Annotated in this window: 16 protein-coding genes; 4 read left to right on the top strand and 12 right to left on the bottom strand. The window is 67.1% G+C overall.

The genetic code is table 11. The features are described 5' to 3' along the window. Positions 1–5: 5 nt before the first annotated feature. Positions 6–788, bottom strand: coding sequence for an ABC transporter permease (locus tag EEB19_RS08525; protein ID WP_262365532.1), 783 nt, complete (start codon positions 786–788; stop codon positions 6–8). Between the two features lie 50 nt (positions 789–838). Then, a complete protein-coding gene (locus EEB19_RS08520; RefSeq protein WP_187585119.1) occupies positions 839–1,798 on the bottom strand; it encodes an ATP-binding cassette domain-containing protein in 960 nt (319 codons plus the stop codon). Positions 1,799–2,506: 708 nt separating this feature from the next. Between EEB19_RS08520 and EEB19_RS08515 the strand changes: the two genes are divergently transcribed. The 3 genes from EEB19_RS08515 to EEB19_RS08505 are packed head-to-tail and all read left to right on the top strand — an operon-like array spanning position 2,507 to position 6,977. Continuing rightward, positions 2,507–4,003, top strand: coding sequence for a condensation domain-containing protein (locus EEB19_RS08515; protein WP_187585117.1), 1,497 nt, complete (start codon positions 2,507–2,509; stop codon positions 4,001–4,003). Between the two features lie 18 nt (positions 4,004–4,021). Next, positions 4,022–5,572, top strand: coding sequence for a condensation domain-containing protein (locus tag EEB19_RS08510; RefSeq protein WP_187585115.1), 1,551 nt, complete (start codon positions 4,022–4,024; stop codon positions 5,570–5,572). Further along, entirely contained in the window at positions 5,553–6,977 is a 1,425-nt protein-coding gene (locus tag EEB19_RS08505) for a condensation domain-containing protein (RefSeq protein WP_187585113.1), read from the top strand. The genes EEB19_RS08510 and EEB19_RS08505 overlap by 20 nt, the downstream gene beginning before the upstream one ends. A gap of 50 nt (positions 6,978–7,027) precedes the next feature. On the opposite strand, the gene EEB19_RS08500 is transcribed toward EEB19_RS08505, so the two are convergent. The 4 genes from EEB19_RS08500 to EEB19_RS08485 all read right to left on the bottom strand — a co-directional run bounded on the left by EEB19_RS08500 (position 7,028) and on the right by EEB19_RS08485 (position 9,474). Further along, complete coding sequence (locus tag EEB19_RS08500; protein ID WP_187585111.1) at positions 7,028–7,663, bottom strand: trimeric intracellular cation channel family protein; 636 nt, start codon at positions 7,661–7,663, stop codon at positions 7,028–7,030. A gap of 110 nt (positions 7,664–7,773) precedes the next feature. Next, a complete protein-coding gene (rpmF, locus tag EEB19_RS08495) occupies positions 7,774–7,947 on the bottom strand; it encodes a 50S ribosomal protein L32 (protein WP_124707982.1) in 174 nt (57 codons plus the stop codon). 166 nt (positions 7,948–8,113) lie between these two features. Next, a complete protein-coding gene (locus EEB19_RS08490) occupies positions 8,114–8,773 on the bottom strand; it encodes a DUF4190 domain-containing protein (RefSeq protein ID WP_187585109.1) in 660 nt (219 codons plus the stop codon). 92 nt (positions 8,774–8,865) lie between these two features. After that, entirely contained in the window at positions 8,866–9,474 is a 609-nt protein-coding gene (locus EEB19_RS08485; RefSeq protein WP_187585107.1) for a DUF4190 domain-containing protein, read from the bottom strand. Between the two features lie 91 nt (positions 9,475–9,565). Here EEB19_RS08485 and EEB19_RS08480 point away from each other — a divergent pair, with 91 nt between their 5' ends. Continuing rightward, positions 9,566–10,513 (top strand): AEC family transporter, encoded by a 948-nt coding sequence (locus tag EEB19_RS08480; protein WP_187585105.1) that lies wholly within the window; start codon positions 9,566–9,568, stop codon positions 10,511–10,513. A gap of 24 nt (positions 10,514–10,537) precedes the next feature. Here EEB19_RS08480 and EEB19_RS08475 read toward each other — a convergent pair whose 3' ends face one another. From EEB19_RS08475 to EEB19_RS08450, 6 genes are all read right to left on the bottom strand, one after another. Beyond that, positions 10,538–11,176 (bottom strand): DUF1707 domain-containing protein, encoded by a 639-nt coding sequence (locus EEB19_RS08475; RefSeq protein ID WP_187585103.1) that lies wholly within the window; start codon positions 11,174–11,176, stop codon positions 10,538–10,540. A gap of 102 nt (positions 11,177–11,278) precedes the next feature. Next, positions 11,279–13,276, bottom strand: coding sequence for a VWA domain-containing protein (locus EEB19_RS08470; RefSeq protein WP_187585101.1), 1,998 nt, complete (start codon positions 13,274–13,276; stop codon positions 11,279–11,281). Between the two features lie 32 nt (positions 13,277–13,308). After that, positions 13,309–14,754, bottom strand: coding sequence for a sigma 54-interacting transcriptional regulator (locus EEB19_RS08465; protein WP_187585099.1), 1,446 nt, complete (start codon positions 14,752–14,754; stop codon positions 13,309–13,311). Positions 14,755–14,786: 32 nt separating this feature from the next. Further along, positions 14,787–15,383, bottom strand: coding sequence for a maleylpyruvate isomerase family mycothiol-dependent enzyme (locus EEB19_RS08460; protein WP_187585097.1), 597 nt, complete (start codon positions 15,381–15,383; stop codon positions 14,787–14,789). Positions 15,384–15,387: 4 nt separating this feature from the next. Beyond that, positions 15,388–15,882, bottom strand: a complete 495-nt coding sequence (locus EEB19_RS08455) for an SRPBCC family protein (RefSeq protein ID WP_187585095.1) — start codon at positions 15,880–15,882, stop codon at positions 15,388–15,390. Continuing rightward, positions 15,879–16,256: a helix-turn-helix transcriptional regulator gene (locus EEB19_RS08450; RefSeq protein WP_187585093.1), complete on the bottom strand. Its 378-nt coding sequence runs from the start codon at positions 16,254–16,256 to the stop codon at positions 15,879–15,881. The genes EEB19_RS08455 and EEB19_RS08450 overlap by 4 nt, the downstream gene beginning before the upstream one ends. Positions 16,257–16,371 lie beyond the last annotated feature (115 nt).

Raw genomic sequence — 16,371 nt, 5'->3', positions numbered from 1 at the left:
TCACGTCACGTCCTTCGCATGTAGGTTCGCAGGGTCAATGGGACGAAGATCGCAAGGACCGCCACGGCCCCGATCAGGGTGAAGACGATCTGGTGCCCGACGGTGCCGTCGGCGGCGAGTGACCGGGCCGCGGTCACCAGGTGCGACACCGGATTCGCACCGGCGCAGGTCTGCATCCACTCCGGCATGGTGTCGATGGGGACGAGCGCGTTCGAGACCAGTGTCAGCGGCATGAGGATCAGCATCGACACACCCTGGACGGTGGCGGCACTGTCCAGGAGGACTCCCATGAGGGCGAAGATCCAACTCAGGGTGAACGCGACGACCACGATCAGTACGCAGGCCGCCGCCAGTCCGGGTGCGCTGCCGGGTCGATAACCCATGACGAGCCCCACGACGACCGTGATGGCGGTGGCCACGATGTAGCGGACCGCGTTGGCGAGCAACGCACCGGCCAGTGGGGCGATCCGCGCGATCGGCAACGATTTGAAGCGGTCGAAGACACCCCTGTCCAGATCCTCCCGGAGACCCACCCCGGTGGTGACCGAGGCCGCGATGGCCACCTGCACGAGCACACCCGGGATGAGCAACGGCAGATAGCTCTGCACGTCGCCGACGATGGCCCCACCGAAGATCGTGGAGAACGTCACGGTGAAGACGATGGGCAGGACGATGACGTCGAACAGTTGCGACGGGTTGTGGCGGATCTTCAACAATCCACGCCGGGTCATCGTCAGGGACTGGGAGACCGTGTCCCGCAGCGGCACCCGGTCTCGCGTGGAGTCCACGTCGTCGAATGCTCGGGCATCGGCCGTGCCGATCCCGCCGACATCGGCCGTCACGCGGCGGCCTCTGAACCCGCACCACCGGTGAGCGCGAAGAACACCTCGTCGAGAGTCGGACGCACCACATTGACCGCCTGGAGGCCGACACCTCGGCCGCGCAGGGCGATGAGCAGCTCGGGAAGGTGTTCGAGATCGGCCATCGGGACGGTGATCCGATGGCCGGGGTCCTCGATCACGACGGCCTGCTGGGCGAACGGCTCGCAAGCGCCCACGGCCGACGACCCGACACCCGGGTCGGTCAGCTCGAGCCGCACGCAACTCTCACCGACTCGGGTCTTCAGGTCATCCGGGGTACCGTCGGCGACGATCCGGCCGCGGTCCATGACCGCGATGTGATCGGCCAGGTGATCGGCCTCGTCCAGGTACTGGGTGGTGAGCAGCACCGTCGAGCCGTCGGCCACCATCGCGCGGACGATGTTCCACATCTGCAGCCTCGTCCGCGGATCCAGACCGGTCGTGGGCTCGTCGAGGAACAGCAGCCGCGGCGCGGTGACCAGTGACGCCGCCAGATCGAGACGCCGGCGCATGCCACCCGAGAACTGACGGACCGGACGGTCCGCCACCTCCGACAGCCCGAATGTGTCGAGCAGTTCGTCCGCCCGGCCACGTGCCCGGCGCCCCGGGGTGCCCACCAGGCGAGCAAAGATCGTCAGATTCTCTGCGGCGGTGAGATCCTCGTCGACGGAGGCGTATTGCCCGGTCAGACCGATCAGGGATCGGACGGTACCGCCACTGCGGACGACGTCGTGTCCGAAGATCCGAGCCGTCCCGGAGTCCGGTCTCGTCAGGGTCGACAGCATGCGCACGGTGGTGGTCTTCCCCGCCCCATTGGTTCCCAGCAGGGCATACACACGGCCCTCGGGCACGTGCAGGTCGACCTGGTCGACCGCACAGAAGCGACCGTACGTCTTGGTCAGCCCCTCTGCGTCGATGGCCAACGCAGGATCGGTCATCACACACTCCAGAAGTCACTTCTTGCGTGGACAGCGAAAGATGCTTCCCATCATGGACATTCACTCCATGATCGTCAGCCGGAACCCCCTCGGGCAGCATTGCCCGCGCGCCGATCGGTGACAGGTGCAGACCACTCCCCGGTGACACCGGCCCCGACAGCCGCTGATGCCAGGCTATAGCCGCCATCGACGACGGTGCAAGGCTCCGGTCCGGTGCACGCCGACTCCGAAATCGCCTCTCCGGACTCATCGCATCGCGTTCGGTTTACATGACGACGCGAGCCGATCCACCCTTGACGTCGTATTCTTCTGCCGCGAACCGATTTTCGCCCCGGCCTCGATTTTCACAGGGTTAACGCGACCGAAACACTTTGGTCCACCAGCCGTCGACACCGCAGCGCGTTACCGAAATCCGCTGTCCTGTCGTGAAATTCGCAAATTCGCGCTCGTACATCACATCGTTAGTGTGACGAAGCACACCTGCTGCGGACGATGTGCACCGACGCGGCATCGACCTATAGTCGAACACGGAACCCCGTGGCGCGGATCGCCGCGCAACCGACTCCCCACTCCCCCTGAGCGCAGTGATGCGTGCACGAACCGCACCCATGCCTACCCGGAGCTCGCCGGAGCCCGGGGTACGCCGTGCAGGGAGTCGTCCCATCCGTCGGCCAGTAGCACCGCATCACCGAAAGCGGACACACATCAATGAAATTCACGGAACTGCCGGACTACGATCTTCCCGGTGGAACGGTCACCGAGTGGACCCCGGTCGCAGCCACCGACCCCGCCCAGTGGGACGACGACGCACGCCCACTGACCTACGAGCACGAGGACCACATCATCCGCGCGGCGCGTGCCCTCGATCGCGGTGACGCCGAGAGCTCCTGGTTGGGAGCGGTATTCGTCATCGATCGACGACTGGACGAGGACGCGCTGGAGCGCGCTCTGCTGACCTGGGTCCGACGCCATGAGGCATTCCGCACAACGGTGTCGTCGGTCGGCGCGGGCTCGACCGTCCAGGTCGCGCGGCGAACTGCGAGCGCGGAGACCATCTCGATCCGCCGACAGCCCGCTCGAACGGTGGGTGCGGACAGCATCCACGCACACCTCGTCGACAGCTTCGACAGTCGGCTCTCCCCCCTGGTGTGGCCACCATGTACAGTCACGACGATCTCCGACACCGATCGATATCGCGACGACGGGTTCCTCCTCGTCTTCGCTGCCGATCACTCGGTCATGGACGCGTACTCGATGTTTTTGTCCATCAACGAGTTACGCACCATGTACGACGCTGAAGTCGACGGAACCGAGCACGGTCTGCCGCCGATAGGGAGTCACGTCGACTTCAGCGCGGTCAACCGCAGATCCGGTGAGGAGTTGCCCGCAGATCATCTCGCGGTGGCGAGGTGGCGCCGGCTCCTCGAAGCCACCGGCGGCCGGTTGCCCGGCCTCGATCTCCCGTTGATCGACCCGCCCGCCGCGATCGGTCCACTGCCTGAGAATGCGCGCGAGGTGGACGATCGACAGCACGGGTGGGCCCAGGTCGTGGCCACCGCCGACCAGATGTCAGCATTGGGCGCGATGTGCCGTGCGGCGGGACACTCCACCCAGGCGGCGGTGATCGCCGCGCTCGCCCTCGCGAACCAGGAATTGACGGGCAGTTCCTGCCTACGTGCGGTGATGCCCATGCACACCCGACACGAGGCACAGTTCGTCGAGTCGGTGGGCTGGTACGTCGGTCTGGGCCCCTTGCAGGTCGACCTGACCGGAGCCGCGACCATCTCCGATGCCCTGGCCGCAGCGGCGGCCGGGATCGCCGAGGCCAAACAGACGTCGCGGCTCCCTTACCCGCGGATCGCACAGTTGCTGGGGACATCCGCCGAACCAGAGTTCGTCGTCTCCTACCTCGATCTCCGATTCGTCCCCGGAGCGTCGAACTGGCCGCGCTGGCAGGCACAGACACTTCGGGGCACCTCACGGTCGGACACCGAGGTGTACCTCTGGGTCGCGCGGACGCCGACCGGTCTGACGGTGTCGACGCGCCACCCCGGCACCGCGACCGCCGCGGCCAGTGTGCGCCTTCTCATCGACACCGCGTCGGCGATCGTGGCGTCGGTACTCGGCACCCGATTACCCGACCGCAGCGGCGGGATGTTCGACGCCGACCCGATGACCGCCGGCACCGAGCGACAGCCCGCCTGACGACGAAGGACTGACCCAGTGAAGATCACCGCACTGCACCAGTGGACGCCCGACCCCGGAAGGGCCTATCTGTGGCGGCCCACGCCCGCCTGTCTGGCGGCGGCGGCCGACGCACCCGTGGCGGATGGACCCGTGACGTTCCTGGCCGAAAACCACGTCCGCAGTGCACATCTGGCGCACACACGCGGCACACCGCACCGTGCTTATCTGGGATCCGGCACCCAGCTCGACGGCACCCTGGACGTCGAGGCCATGACCAGTGCACTCACGGCCTTCGTCTGTCGGCACGCGATCCTGCGCAGCTGGTTCGAGTCCGACGGACCCACGGTGCTTCGCCACGTGGTGGGCGCAGACGACGTCGCGTTCGAGGTCGAGGAACTGGGACTGCTCGACACCCCGGACGCGATCGATCGTCACCTCCGCCATCGCTTCGAGGCCGAGACCCGCAGTGACACCTTCCCCGGCCTGGCATTCGGAGTGATCGCGCATCACGACGGATTCGCGATGTACCTCGGTTGCGATCACGCGCTCAGTGACGGGGCCTCGCAAGCCCTGGCGCTCGCCGAGCTGGCGGAACTCTACGAGAGCGCGGTCGACGGCGATGTGAGGGACGGAGAGACGTGCGAGCACGCGCGGTCGGCCCCGGCTCCGGGCGACTACCTCGAGTACGCCGTCGCGGAGGCGGCGATCGCGCGCGATCACGGCACCGAGTCACCGGAGTTCATGGAGTGGAGAGACACGTTCGCCCGCAACGGTCTTCGAATGCCTACGTTCCCACTGGATCTCGGGCTGGCACCGGGCGAGACCGCGCCGGTGGCGCCATTGGAGATGGACATCCTGGACAGGGTCGGTATCGATGGCTTCGACAAGGTCTGCAAGTCCGCTGGGGGCAGTTTCCTCTCGGGGATCTACGCCGCGATGGCGATCACCGGCTACGAACTGGGCTGTGGTCCACACCATTACGGGATGACGGTGCTGAACACACGGGCATTGTTACCGCATTTCGCCCGTTCCCAGGGCTGGTTCTGCGCATTCGCCCCCGTGGAGATCGATCTCGGCCCGAACGCGGATTTCACGGGACTGCTGCCGTCCGCCCATACGGCCCAGCAGCGGACCAAGCGACTCGCGACCGTACCGGTCCAGTCTGCTCTGGCCGCGATGATCGCGGCCGGCGCCACCACCGACGATGTGGTGTCGGCGCCCAATCTGCTGTCCTACATCGATTTCCGATGGTTCCCCGGTGATGGATCGCCGGCCTATGACCGCGGCGTCATCTTCACCGGCGAGGGCCGCACCGCCAATGCATCGGTGTGGATCAACCGCGACCACGAAAGGTTGTATCTCGGGAGCCAGACTCCGGATACATCGTTCGCCCAGCGTCAGGTCCACCGCTACTTCGGCCACCTGTGCGAGGTCATCGCCGACGTGGCAAGCAGCGGCGATCATCGCATCGTCGAGCCGACGGATGCCGCCGATCTCACCGGCATCCCCACCGACGTTCCCACTCACACCGACGACCACGCCCCGACGCACCTCGAGGAGCATCGCCTTGCACGTCACGACCATTGACCACTACCGGCCGGCACCCGGCGAGTTCCTGTCGTGGTCGGTCGATGCCTCCGGCAGCGTGGCACAGCCGTCTCGGGTTCCACCGTCGTTCAATCAGAGTGTCCATCTCTCCGGCGCCGACGATCACAGCACATGGTTGGCCGCATCGTTCCGGGTCTCGGGGCGGATCGATCGGGATGCGCTCGCCCGCGCCTACCACGCCCTCATCACCCGGCACGGAACCCTGCACAGTTCGTTCACCAAGCGGGACAACGGAGTGACCCGCGAAGAGCATGATCCCCGCACCTTGGTGCTGACCGAGAACCCGGGAGTCCGGGCGACCAGCCCGGCGGCACTGCAACAAGCCGTGTGGGCAACGCTCGACGCGGCATGCCACCCGTTCGGGTTCCCGGCCTACCTCCTCGCTGCGATCGACCGGCGCGATCGCTCGACGATCCTGTGCGGATTCGACCACGCCCACGTCGACGCCTACTCGATGTCGATCATCATCGACGACCTGCACACCCTGTACGAGGGTTTTCGGGGTGCGACAGAAGATGCCCGCCCCCAATGTCTCCCGATGAGCGGCAATTTCGTCGACTACTGCGCGGCGGAGGCGGAGATGACCGAGGTCGGACCGTCCGACCCGCGACTGCTCTCCTGGTTGCGCTTCTTCGACGATCACGGAGGCGGCCCACCCACCTTTCCGCTCGACCTCGGCCTGGGTGCGGGCGAACGCGCGCCGCAGGGCGCCGACGTACGCCCGCTCCTCGACGCGGCCTCGACCGAGCGGCTGGCCGGCCTGTGCCGACGCAACGGATGCAGCACCTACGGCGGCGTCCTCTCCGCCATGGCCCACGCGGTTCGGCGCCTCGGCGGCGGACCCGAACTGGCACTGCTGTTCCCGATGCACACCCGACGCAGCGAACCCTGGCACAACGCCGTCGGCTGGTTCACCACCAACGCGCCGATCAGCGTCGTCGGCACCGACGACCTGCGGGACACCCTTCGGCGTACCGGCCCGGAACTTCGGCGCGCGATGCGCCTCGGCGGCGTCCCCATCCCCCAGGTGATCAGCGCTCTCGGCGGGTTGTCCCGGGTGCGCGACGACATCTTCATGGTCTCCTACGTCGACTACCGCGCCGTCCCGGGTGCGGCCATCCACGACGAGATCGACGCGCAGCACATCTCCAATGTCACCACCGCCGACGATGCCCAGTTCTGGATCTCCCGGACGATCCGCGGGTTGTCCATCCGCAGCCGCTACCCGGACACCGATATGGGTCGCGCGACGATCACCGAGTTCCTGGCGGAGGTCCGCGGCATCCTCACCGAGGCCGTGGACGCACGCTCGGTTCCGCCCGCGGGTCTTTCCAGTGTGACCTCGGACGACCTCGGTCAGTCGCCGGTGAACGCCCTGGCGTAGAGACGACGCGACTGAGGTGCGCACGGGACAACTCGTCGGGTCCCGGGAGATCAGGCCTCACGGTCGCGTCGTCGGATGCCTGTGGGCGCGGTGGGCAGTCGCCACTTGAACACGAGCCCCGCCAGCCGCAGGCCGGTGGCGACGATCGTCCCGACCACCAGCCAGAACCAGACGGGAACCGCGGTGTAGGTTCCCCCCACCGCGACGACCCCGGCGCCGAGCAACGCGGGCACCGCGTACAGGTCCGCGGGTTGCAGGAGCAAGGGGATGTCGTTGGTGATGACGTCACGGAGAATGCCACCGCCGACTGCGGTGAGCAGTCCGACGAGCGTTGCGGCGAATGCGCTCACGTGCTCGTCGATCGCGATCGCCGCGCCGCTGGTGGCGAAGACGCCCATGCCGATCGCGTCGAACAGCAGGACGCTGCGGCGCAACTGCGCGAAGGTCGGATGGAAGAAGAACACGACGACACTCGTCACCGCGCCGATGACGATCGGCGGCCAGTTCTGAATGGACGACGGTGGCGTGACACCGAGCAGGACGTCGCGGAGGATGCCGCCTCCCACCCCGGTGAGCGCGCCGACGGTGACGATGCCCCAGAGATCGAAATCCTTCCGTACGCCGAGGAGTGCTCCCGACGCAGCGAAGACGGCGATACCGACGTCATTCAGGATCTCTTGCAGCACCCGATCATCGTGTCAGTCGGGAGAGCGCACAACAACGACCGCCCCGGGTGTCCGAGGCGGTCGTTGTCGAAGATGTCGTCGCGATCCCTACCGGGACCGGAGAGATGCGCTCAGCGGCGGTCCAGGTCGATGATGCCGGCCTTGGCAGCCTTCACCAGACGACGAGGGATGCGCTGTGCAACGCCGTTCACCTTCACCTCTTGCAGTGCCGGGTTGTCCGCTTTCCACTGCGAACGGCGGCTGCGGGTGTTGGCCCGCGACATCCGGCGCTTCGGTACAGCCATGGTTGAGCCCTTCTCCTACGTGTAAGTCTTCTACGGTGTGTCGAGGCCTGTCTCGGTCCCACGACGATGGCGGCGAAGCCGGTCAGGCGCGACACACAACCTCACCAGACTACCGGGCCGATCCCCTTTGCTCCAAAACGAGCCGTTCGACCTCCGGCTCGCGCCCTCAGGTCGACGAGGCGAACGCTCCGACGACCATCAGGACCAACGCCAGGAGCAGGAACAACACGACGATCGCGATGGACACCCAGCCGAGGATCACACCGGCTTTCGCCATTCCCTCGCCATCCTGGGTTCCGGCCGATGCGGCGATCTCGTCGCGCGCGGAGTTGCCCAGGATCACCGCGACCACCCCGAGGACACCCGGGCACACCGCGAACGACCCGATGCCGCAGATCAGCGCCGCGATCGACTTCCCGTTCGTCTGCCGAACGACCGGATACCCCATTCCGCCGTACGGGGAGCCGTAGCCCGCGGCGCCGTACTGCGGGACACCCGGTTGGGTCCCGAACCCCGGCTGGGTCCCGAACCCCGGCTGGGCCCCGAACCCGGCAGCGCCGTAGCCCGGCTGACCGTACTGTTCTCCGGGGACCTGGCCGTACTGCTGGTTCCCGTACGGCTCGCTCCCGTACTGCTCGTTTGCGTGCTGCTGTGAGCCGTCGGGTGCCGCCCCGTACGACAGTGGCGAACCGTATGACGGGGTCGGATCGGTCAAGGGGGTCGGATCGGTCGACGGAGGCGGATCGGTCGACGGGGTCGACGGGGTCGAGTCGGCGGGTGGTGTCGGGTCACTGCCGCCTGGTGTACCGCCGGTCGGATCGGTCATCTCCTACCACCTTTCGGCGAGCGCGAAGGCCCGCACTCGCTCGCCAGTCGTTTCCAGCCTAGTGTCCGGATTCGTCAAGGAGTCGACCGTCGTCAGGCGTGCGCGAGGTCGGCGGCGACACTGAAACCCAGGAACACGAGAACGATCACCATCAACACCAGGGCGACCGCACCGGTGATGATGCCTGCGAGCGCCATCCCGGCACCCGTCCGGAGCCCACCCGAGTTCGCGATGTCGCGACGCGCCAGGACACCGAGCACGACGGCGACGATCGGGATCGGCACCGCCAACCCGCTGCAGAAGAGGACGAGGGGCAGCGACAGCACTCCGCAGATCAACGATGCGGTGGCGCGACCGTCGGTCTGTGGCGTCATCGCTCCCGGCACACCGAACGGCTGACCAGCGTAGGGCTGACCACCGTGGGCCGCAGCGCCGTACGCCTGCCCGTACTGCTGGTTCGGGTACGGGGCGTTCGGGTACGGCTGATTCGGGTACGGCTGCTGGTTCGGATACTGCTGATTTGGGTACGGGGCATTCGGGTACGGCTGACCCGGGTACGGCGCGTCGGGGTTCGGTGGCGACTGCCCGAACGGGCTCCGACCGTACACAGGATCTGACGACCCGTACGGATCGACAGGAGGGACGTCGCTCCACTCGCCGTCGGACGGCTGCCGCCGATGCGGATCTTCCGGATAGGTCACCGAACCCCCTCATCTCACGTGACGCGGCGAGTGCTCCCACCCGGCGGACGCCACTGAATGTCCGCTCCAGCCTAGTGAATACACTCGAGCGGTGTCAGGCGTGGTCTCGGGCTTCACCGTCATCTTCATCATGGTGGGGATCGGCTGGTTCCTCGGCCGAACTCGCGTCCTGGGCGACAGCGCGCACGAAGTGCTGTCGCGGCTCGTGTTCTTCGTCTGCACCCCGGCGCTGCTGTTCCATTCGCTGGTGACGTCGGACCTCTCGGTCATCTTCTCGAAGACCCTCGTGATCGCCGGCGGGAGTGCGTTGGCGATCGGCGCGATCTACATCGTCATCGCCCGTCTGTGGTTGCGCCGCGCGATCCCCGAGCTCGCGATCGGCGGATTGGCGTCGTCGTATGTCAACAGCGTCAATCTCGGTCTGCCCATCGCCATCTTCGTGCTCGACGACGCATCGTTCATCGCACCGCTCCTGCTGTTCCAGATCCTCGTGTACTCGCCGATGGCACTGATCACCCTCGACCTCAGCGTCACCGACCCGGCACTGGGTCACGCCTCGCCGAAGACGACCCTGCGGGACGCGGTCATCGCGCCGTTGACCAACCCGATCGTTCTCGGTGGGGTGACCGGACTCGTCGTCTCGACGACCGGCTGGCTACCGCCGACGGCGATCCTCGAGCCGATGAAGATGCTCGGCAATGCCTCGGTCCCGGCCGCGCTGCTCGCATTCGGACTCTCGCTGACGGGCGCGTCGATCTTCAAGAAGGGCCAGAGTCCACGCCGCGACATCGCGCTCGCGTCCGTACTGAAGATCGTCGCCATGCCTGCGCTCGTCTATGTGGTGGCGCGATTCGGCTTCGGCGAGACCGGCCACCAACTCTTCGCCCAGGTCGTGATCGCCGCACTGCCGACCGCGCAGAACGTCCTCGTCTACGCGACGCGGTATCGGCGCGCTCAGATCATGGCCCGCGACACCGCGCTCATCACGACACTCGGATCGATTCCGGCAATCGCGGTGATCGCCGCATTGCTCGCCTGATCGCGCCGCCGGCACGGACCGACCTCACATCCCCGGTCGCTTGCGGTCCTTGCGCTTGACCTCGACGCCACCCATCAGCGCAAAGCCCACGACCCGCACCGTCGGTGCGCCGGGCACCCCGGGTCCGCCCGCTCGCCCCCCGAATCCACCCATCACCGCCCAGCCCCCGATCTCGACGGTCACGTCCGGCGGCACGGTGATGTCGATGCCACCCATGACGGAGGTGCAACGGATGGTGAGAACCGGTGCGGTCCACTCGACCTCGCGCAGATCGATCTCCACGCCACCCATGATGGCGGTCGCGGTGAGTGTGTCCGCGACGACGGCATTTCCACGAACCTCGGTGCCGGACAGCAGTGCGAGACGGTGCAGAACGGGTCGCCGTCCTGCGGCCGGCGCGACCCGGCTCACCGACGTCTCGCCGACAAACGGCATGGGTACACCCAGCTGGCCCACCGGGAGATCGTCGGTGAGATCGTCGAGTTCACCGAACGTCTTGGCGGCGGCCGCTTTACCGGCTCGCTCCTCGTACTCGACAGGCGACAGACTGCCGCGCGCCATGGCTGCGGAGAGGATCTGATGGACGAGTTCACGGTCGGCATCGGCGGCGCGCAACCGCGCGCGACGATCGTCAGGGGCCGGCAGGTCATCGGGCGACGTCACAGTGATCGAGCCTAGTGGCCGCTCATCGACCAGACCACCCTGAGAACGTGCGCGCGCAGACCGGCCGTCGGTTCGGGGAAAACCCCGACGACGACCCCGAGGTCACCGCCGACGACCCCGCCGTGACCGCAGATAGTCGCCGACCACGGCGGCGCCGAGTCCATCGATGTCCGGTGCGACGACACGTCCCCCGATCCGGCGGGCGATCTGGTCCATGAAGTGCGCGAGACCCGGGTCCTCGCCGAGCCGGAAGAAGGTCACCTGCGCACCGAATCGTGCGACGTGGTCGAGTTCGCGAACGGTGAGCGCGATCGTCTGAGGGTGTGGCGGGTAGAAGAAGAACGGCTCACCGCTCGGGTCGAGGTGCGCCGTCGGTTCGCCGTCGGTGACCACCAGGACCACCGGTTGGGCGTTGGGGAACCGCCGCAGGTGCCGTTGGGCGAGCAGAAGCGCATGGTGTAGATTGGTGCCCTGCTCCATCCGTGGCTGCAGCCCGGTCAGTTCGGCGATGTCGATCGACCGCGCATAGCGCCCGAAGGCGATCAGATGCAGTTCGTCGCTGCGGAACCGGGTCGAGATCAGGTGGTTCAGCGCGATGGCGGTGCGTTTCATCGGAGTCCACCGACCCTCCATCTCCATGGAGAACGAGGTGTCGACGAGAAGGACGACGGCAGCCTGGGTTCGCGCCTCGGTCTCGGCGACCTCGACGTCGCGCACATCGATCCGGACTCCGGACCGGGCCATCTCACTCGACATCAGTGACGGCTCGTCACTTTCGGAGATGGTGCGCAGCACGGCATTCGACACGGTTCGGGTGACATCCCAGGGGTCGGTGTCGCCGAACTCCCACTCGCGCGATGCGCCGGTCGGTTCGCCCAGGGCGCCGGATCGGCGGGTCTGTCGATCCCCGCGCCCGGACAACTGCTCGGCGATGTCACGGAAGATGGACTGCCCCAACTGGCGCATGGCCTTCGGGCTCAGCCGCAACTGTCCGTCGGAGGTGCGATCGAAGAACCCCTCCTCCGACAGCGCCTTCTCCAGTTCCGCGAGCCGACGCGCATCGACAGCGGCCTCGTCGCCGAGTTGCCGTGCCAGAGCGTCGAGATCGATGTCATCCATCTGGGCACCCGCGTACTGCTGCGAGAGTTGCTCGCTGAGCGCCTCGAGTTCGGAGATGTCGCGGAGCGCGGCGGCACCCTCCCCCAGCCCCATCGGCTGATCACCCGAGAACGACTGGGCGTCATCCCAGTTCAAACCGGGCCTAGCCTGTCGCAGAGACGAATCCATCTGCGCCAGTTGACTCATCAGCTCGGGCGACCCGAATGCCTGTTGGGCCAGCTGGTCGAGCTCGGCGCGTTGCTCGGGGGTCAGCGAGTTGTAGAACTGCTGCGCGGCGGCCGCCCGCTGCGCCAGCGAATCGATGAGTTCCTCGGTGCTGCGCGGATTCTCCGGAAAGAAGTCCCCGTGCTCGTCCATGAACTTCTCGAACTTGTCGCTCGTGTCCTCACCACGGTTGTGGGCGTCGAGCAACTCGTTGAGATCCTTCAGCATCTCCGAGACACGCTGACGGTCACCCTCGTCGGCACCCTCGAGTGCCTCCTTCATCCCGGCGAAACGCTGATCGAGCAGTTCCCTCCCGAGGAGGTCCTTGATCTTGTCGTAGTCCTCACGGGCCTGCGGACTGCGCCAGTTGTACTCGGAGAGTTCTTCGACGGCCTGCGCCGTCGACGGCGGGAGACTCCCGATCTGCATCTCCGCGAACCGGGCGTCGTCGTCGAGGTCGCGGGCGAGCTGCTTGCGTTCCTCGAGCACGGCCCGGTCGAGCAGTTCACGGATCTCGGCGAACGTCCCGTCGAGGTTGCGCTTTTTCAGCATCTCCTGCCGCCGACGGTTGATCTGCTCGCGCAGCTTGTCGAGGCCGCGCATGTCCTGCGTTCCGCGGCGCAGGAACTCACGCAGCGCACGCTGCGGCGATGCCCCCGCCATGACGTCGTCGCCGATGTCACGCAACGCCTCACGCAGATCGACCGGCGGCGCGAGCGGATCCGGGCCGCCGGCGTACCGCTGGTACCGGGAACGGTGAAATGTCTTGCGGGCCATGATTCGTGCCCCTCAGTCGGTCGTGTCGGGAGTCAGCCGTAGATCGTCTGCCCGGTCTCGTCGGCCTCTTTGCCGATCCGCCGGGCCAGGAACAGACCCTCCAGCGCGAGTTCGACGGCGCTGGCGCGCTCACCGTCGGACTCGGCGTCGAGTCTCTCCGTGATCTGGGCCAGCACGTCGGATGTGGTGTCGGGGTCCGGGATCGAACCGAGCAGGTCGGCGGCGGTGACGCGGTCACCGGTGACCACGGGTTCACCGCTCTCCAGTGCGTCGACGAGCGGCGCCATGTCGATACCGCCGAGGTGTGCGCGCACGGTGTCGGCCACCGACTTGCGCATCAGGTGCTCGAGGATCTCGAGTTCACGACCCTCCTCACCGGATTCGAATTCGACCTTGCCCCGCAGGACCTCGATCACCGACTCGAGGTCGACGACACGCGCGACCGGCACCTCCTCGCCCATCACGGTGGCGCGGTGCAGCGCGGCTGCAGCAACGGTCTCGGCGCCGGCGATCGAGAATCGGGCCGAGACACCCGATCGCTGATCGATCGACGGGTGGTCACGTGCATATCGGGTGAACCGCGCGAGGATCTCGGTCACGAAGGTCGGTACGGTCGCGGTCAGGTCCGCCTCCTGCTCGATGACGGCGATCTCGTCGTCGAGTTCGAGCGGATAGTGCGTGCGGATCTCGGCACCGAAACGGTCCTTGAGCGGGGTGATGATCCGGCCGCGGTTGGTGTAGTCCTCCGGATTCGCGCTGGCCATCACCAGCACGTCCAGCGGCAGGCGCAATGTGTAGCCGCGGACCTGGATGTCGCGCTCCTCCATGACATTCAACATGGACACCTGGATGCGTTCGGCGAGGTCGGGCAGCTCGTTGATCGCAACGATGCCGCGGTGCGCACGCGGGATGAGACCGAAGTGGATGGTCTCGGGGTCACCGAGGCTGCGTCCTTCGGCGACCTTCATCGGGTCGATGTCGCCGACCAGATCGGCCACCGACGTATCCGGTGTGGCGAGCTTCTCGCTGTATCGCTGGCTGCGGTGGCGCCATTCGATCGGCAGGTCGTCGAGCAGATTCGCCGCCTTGCGGATCGACGCGGGCGTGATCGGCTCGTAGGGATGTTCTCCCAGATCCGACCCGGCGATGACCGGTGTCCACTCGTCGAGGAGCAGCACGAGGGTTCGCAGGATGCGTGTCTTGCCCTGACCGCGTTCGCCGAGCATCACGACGTCGTGACCGGCGATCAGTGCCCGTTCGAGCTGTGGGATGACGGTCGCCTCGAATCCGACGATGCCGGGCCACGGATCACGGCCGTCACGCAGTGCACCCAGCAGGTTGTTGCGGATCTCGTCGCGCACGCTGCGCTGAATATGGCCACTGGCACGCAGCTCACCCAGGGTGCGGGGCGAGGGATGGCGGGTTTCGGTGGTCTGAGAGGTGTGTGTGGTGAAGTTCTCCTCTGGCACCTTGTCCACGGTACTCGCCTCGGCCCGGAGGCGGATCGCTCTCAGCGGCGCACTGGTCGGCCCGCACGCGGGGCCCATGCCGGGTCACGGCCGATGAACCCGGCAAGCCGGACCACCGGATCGGCGTCGTCGGGTACCGGCACCGCGGCGCCGTACTGTCCCGATGATCGCAACAGTTCCTCCATGCCGACCATGCCGTCGAGCAGTTGCCCGGCGAACGTCGGGTCGAGGCCCGACGGACGACCGGCGGCAGCAGCGAGGTCCCAGGTGTGCATGAACACGTCGGCGGTGTAGAACCGGTCGACAGCATCGGCGAGCCGGTGCTCCCCCGCCATCGGATGGGTGAAGGTGTCGTCGGCCGACGGGCCGTCGAGCAGGTCCTGGACCGCTGCGGAGTGGGCACGCCAGGCGGCGACGGGGTCGTCGGCGACGTCCGGTCCCGCCGGCAGAGTCACTCCCCCGCCGGCGAGGAAGCCGGGGAACCACTCGACGAGGTGGGCGACGACGTCACGCGCCACCCACCCGTCGACCGGCGTCGGGGCGTCCCACTCCGACACGGCGGCAACCTGTTCGGCGAACCCCTCGGACACGGCGCGATGACGGTCGGCCGGCGACAGGTCGACGATCGACTCGGTCATCGGATCAGACCTCGCCCGAGCCGAGGAGGTCGTCGAGCGCGGCGTAGCCCTCGTTGACACCGACCTCCATGCCGGACGCGAGCCACCCATCGCGGGCCTCGAAGCTGTCACACAACGACTGTGCGTGCAGCCGGGTGTTCCCGTCGCCGAGGTCCTCGAACCACAGTGACTCGAGTGCGACCTGGTCGGGCATCCCCTCGAAGGTGAAGGTCTGCACGATCTTGTCCTCGGAGACCGTGTGGAAACACCCCCGGAAGCCGTACTCCTGGCCGTCGTGCTCGCTGACGTAGCGCCAGCTGCCACCGTCGCGGACGTCCCAGTCGATGATGCGGCTGGTGATCGCCGACGGCCCCACCCACCGGATGAACAGTTCCGGGTCCGTGTGAGCCTTCAGCAGCTGAGCCGGGGTGCCCCGGAAGTCGCGGGTGATGCGGATGATGGGCACATCCTTGTCGGCCTCGATCGCGGCCTCGGGATAGCGGGTCTGCACTGCACTCATGACGCCTTTCCTTTCTTTCGCGGTTTCTCGTCCTCGCGACGGTGTGCCGCGGGGCCGTCGTTCATCTCCGCGAGCAAAGCGTCGAGGCGTTGGTAGCGCTCCTCGGCCTGCCTGCGGTAACGCTCGATCCACTTGGTCATGAGGTCGAACACCTCCGCTTCCAGATGGACCGGGCGGGTCTGGGCCTCCCGGGTTCGGGTCACCAGGCCGGCGTCCTCGAGCACCTTGAGGTGCTTGGACACCGCCTGGAGGCTGACGTCGTACGGCTCGGCCAGCTGACCCACCGTCGCGTCGGACACCGCCAACCGGGCGACCAAGTCGCGCCGCGTCGGGTCCGCCAGGGCGGCGAACATCTTGGACAGCTCGTCGGCCACGTCGTCCTCCTCAACCGTTCGGTTGAATAAGACTCTGCGCCGTCGCGCGCCCGTTGTCAACCCTTTGGTTGAATACGATGCCGGCAGCGGCCCGTCGACGAGTTCGTCCCCCGGT

Source organism: Gordonia sp. OPL2 (genome assembly GCF_003797825.1).
Classification (GTDB): Bacteria; Actinomycetota; Actinomycetes; order Mycobacteriales; family Mycobacteriaceae; genus Gordonia.
This window is presented reverse-complemented; position numbering and strand designations above follow the sequence as displayed.

Bases quoted from the DNA above. Each gene is read 5' to 3' on its own strand.
- EEB19_RS08520 (WP_187585119.1), bottom strand. From the start codon at position 1,798: ATGACCGATCCTGCGTTGGCCATCGACGCAGAGGGGCTGACCAAGACG.
- EEB19_RS08515 (WP_187585117.1), top strand. From the start codon at position 2,507: ATGAAATTCACGGAACTGCCGGACTACGATCTTCCCGGTGGAACGGTC.
- rpmF (WP_124707982.1), bottom strand. From the start codon at position 7,947: ATGGCTGTACCGAAGCGCCGGATGTCGCGGGCCAACACCCGCAGCCGC.
- EEB19_RS08490 (WP_187585109.1), bottom strand. From the start codon at position 8,773: ATGACCGATCCGACCGGCGGTACACCAGGCGGCAGTGACCCGACACCA.
- EEB19_RS08470 (WP_187585101.1), bottom strand. From the start codon at position 13,276: ATGGCCCGCAAGACATTTCACCGTTCCCGGTACCAGCGGTACGCCGGC.
- EEB19_RS08460 (WP_187585097.1), bottom strand. From the start codon at position 15,383: ATGACCGAGTCGATCGTCGACCTGTCGCCGGCCGACCGTCATCGCGCC.
- EEB19_RS08455 (WP_187585095.1), bottom strand. From the start codon at position 15,882: ATGAGTGCAGTGCAGACCCGCTATCCCGAGGCCGCGATCGAGGCCGAC.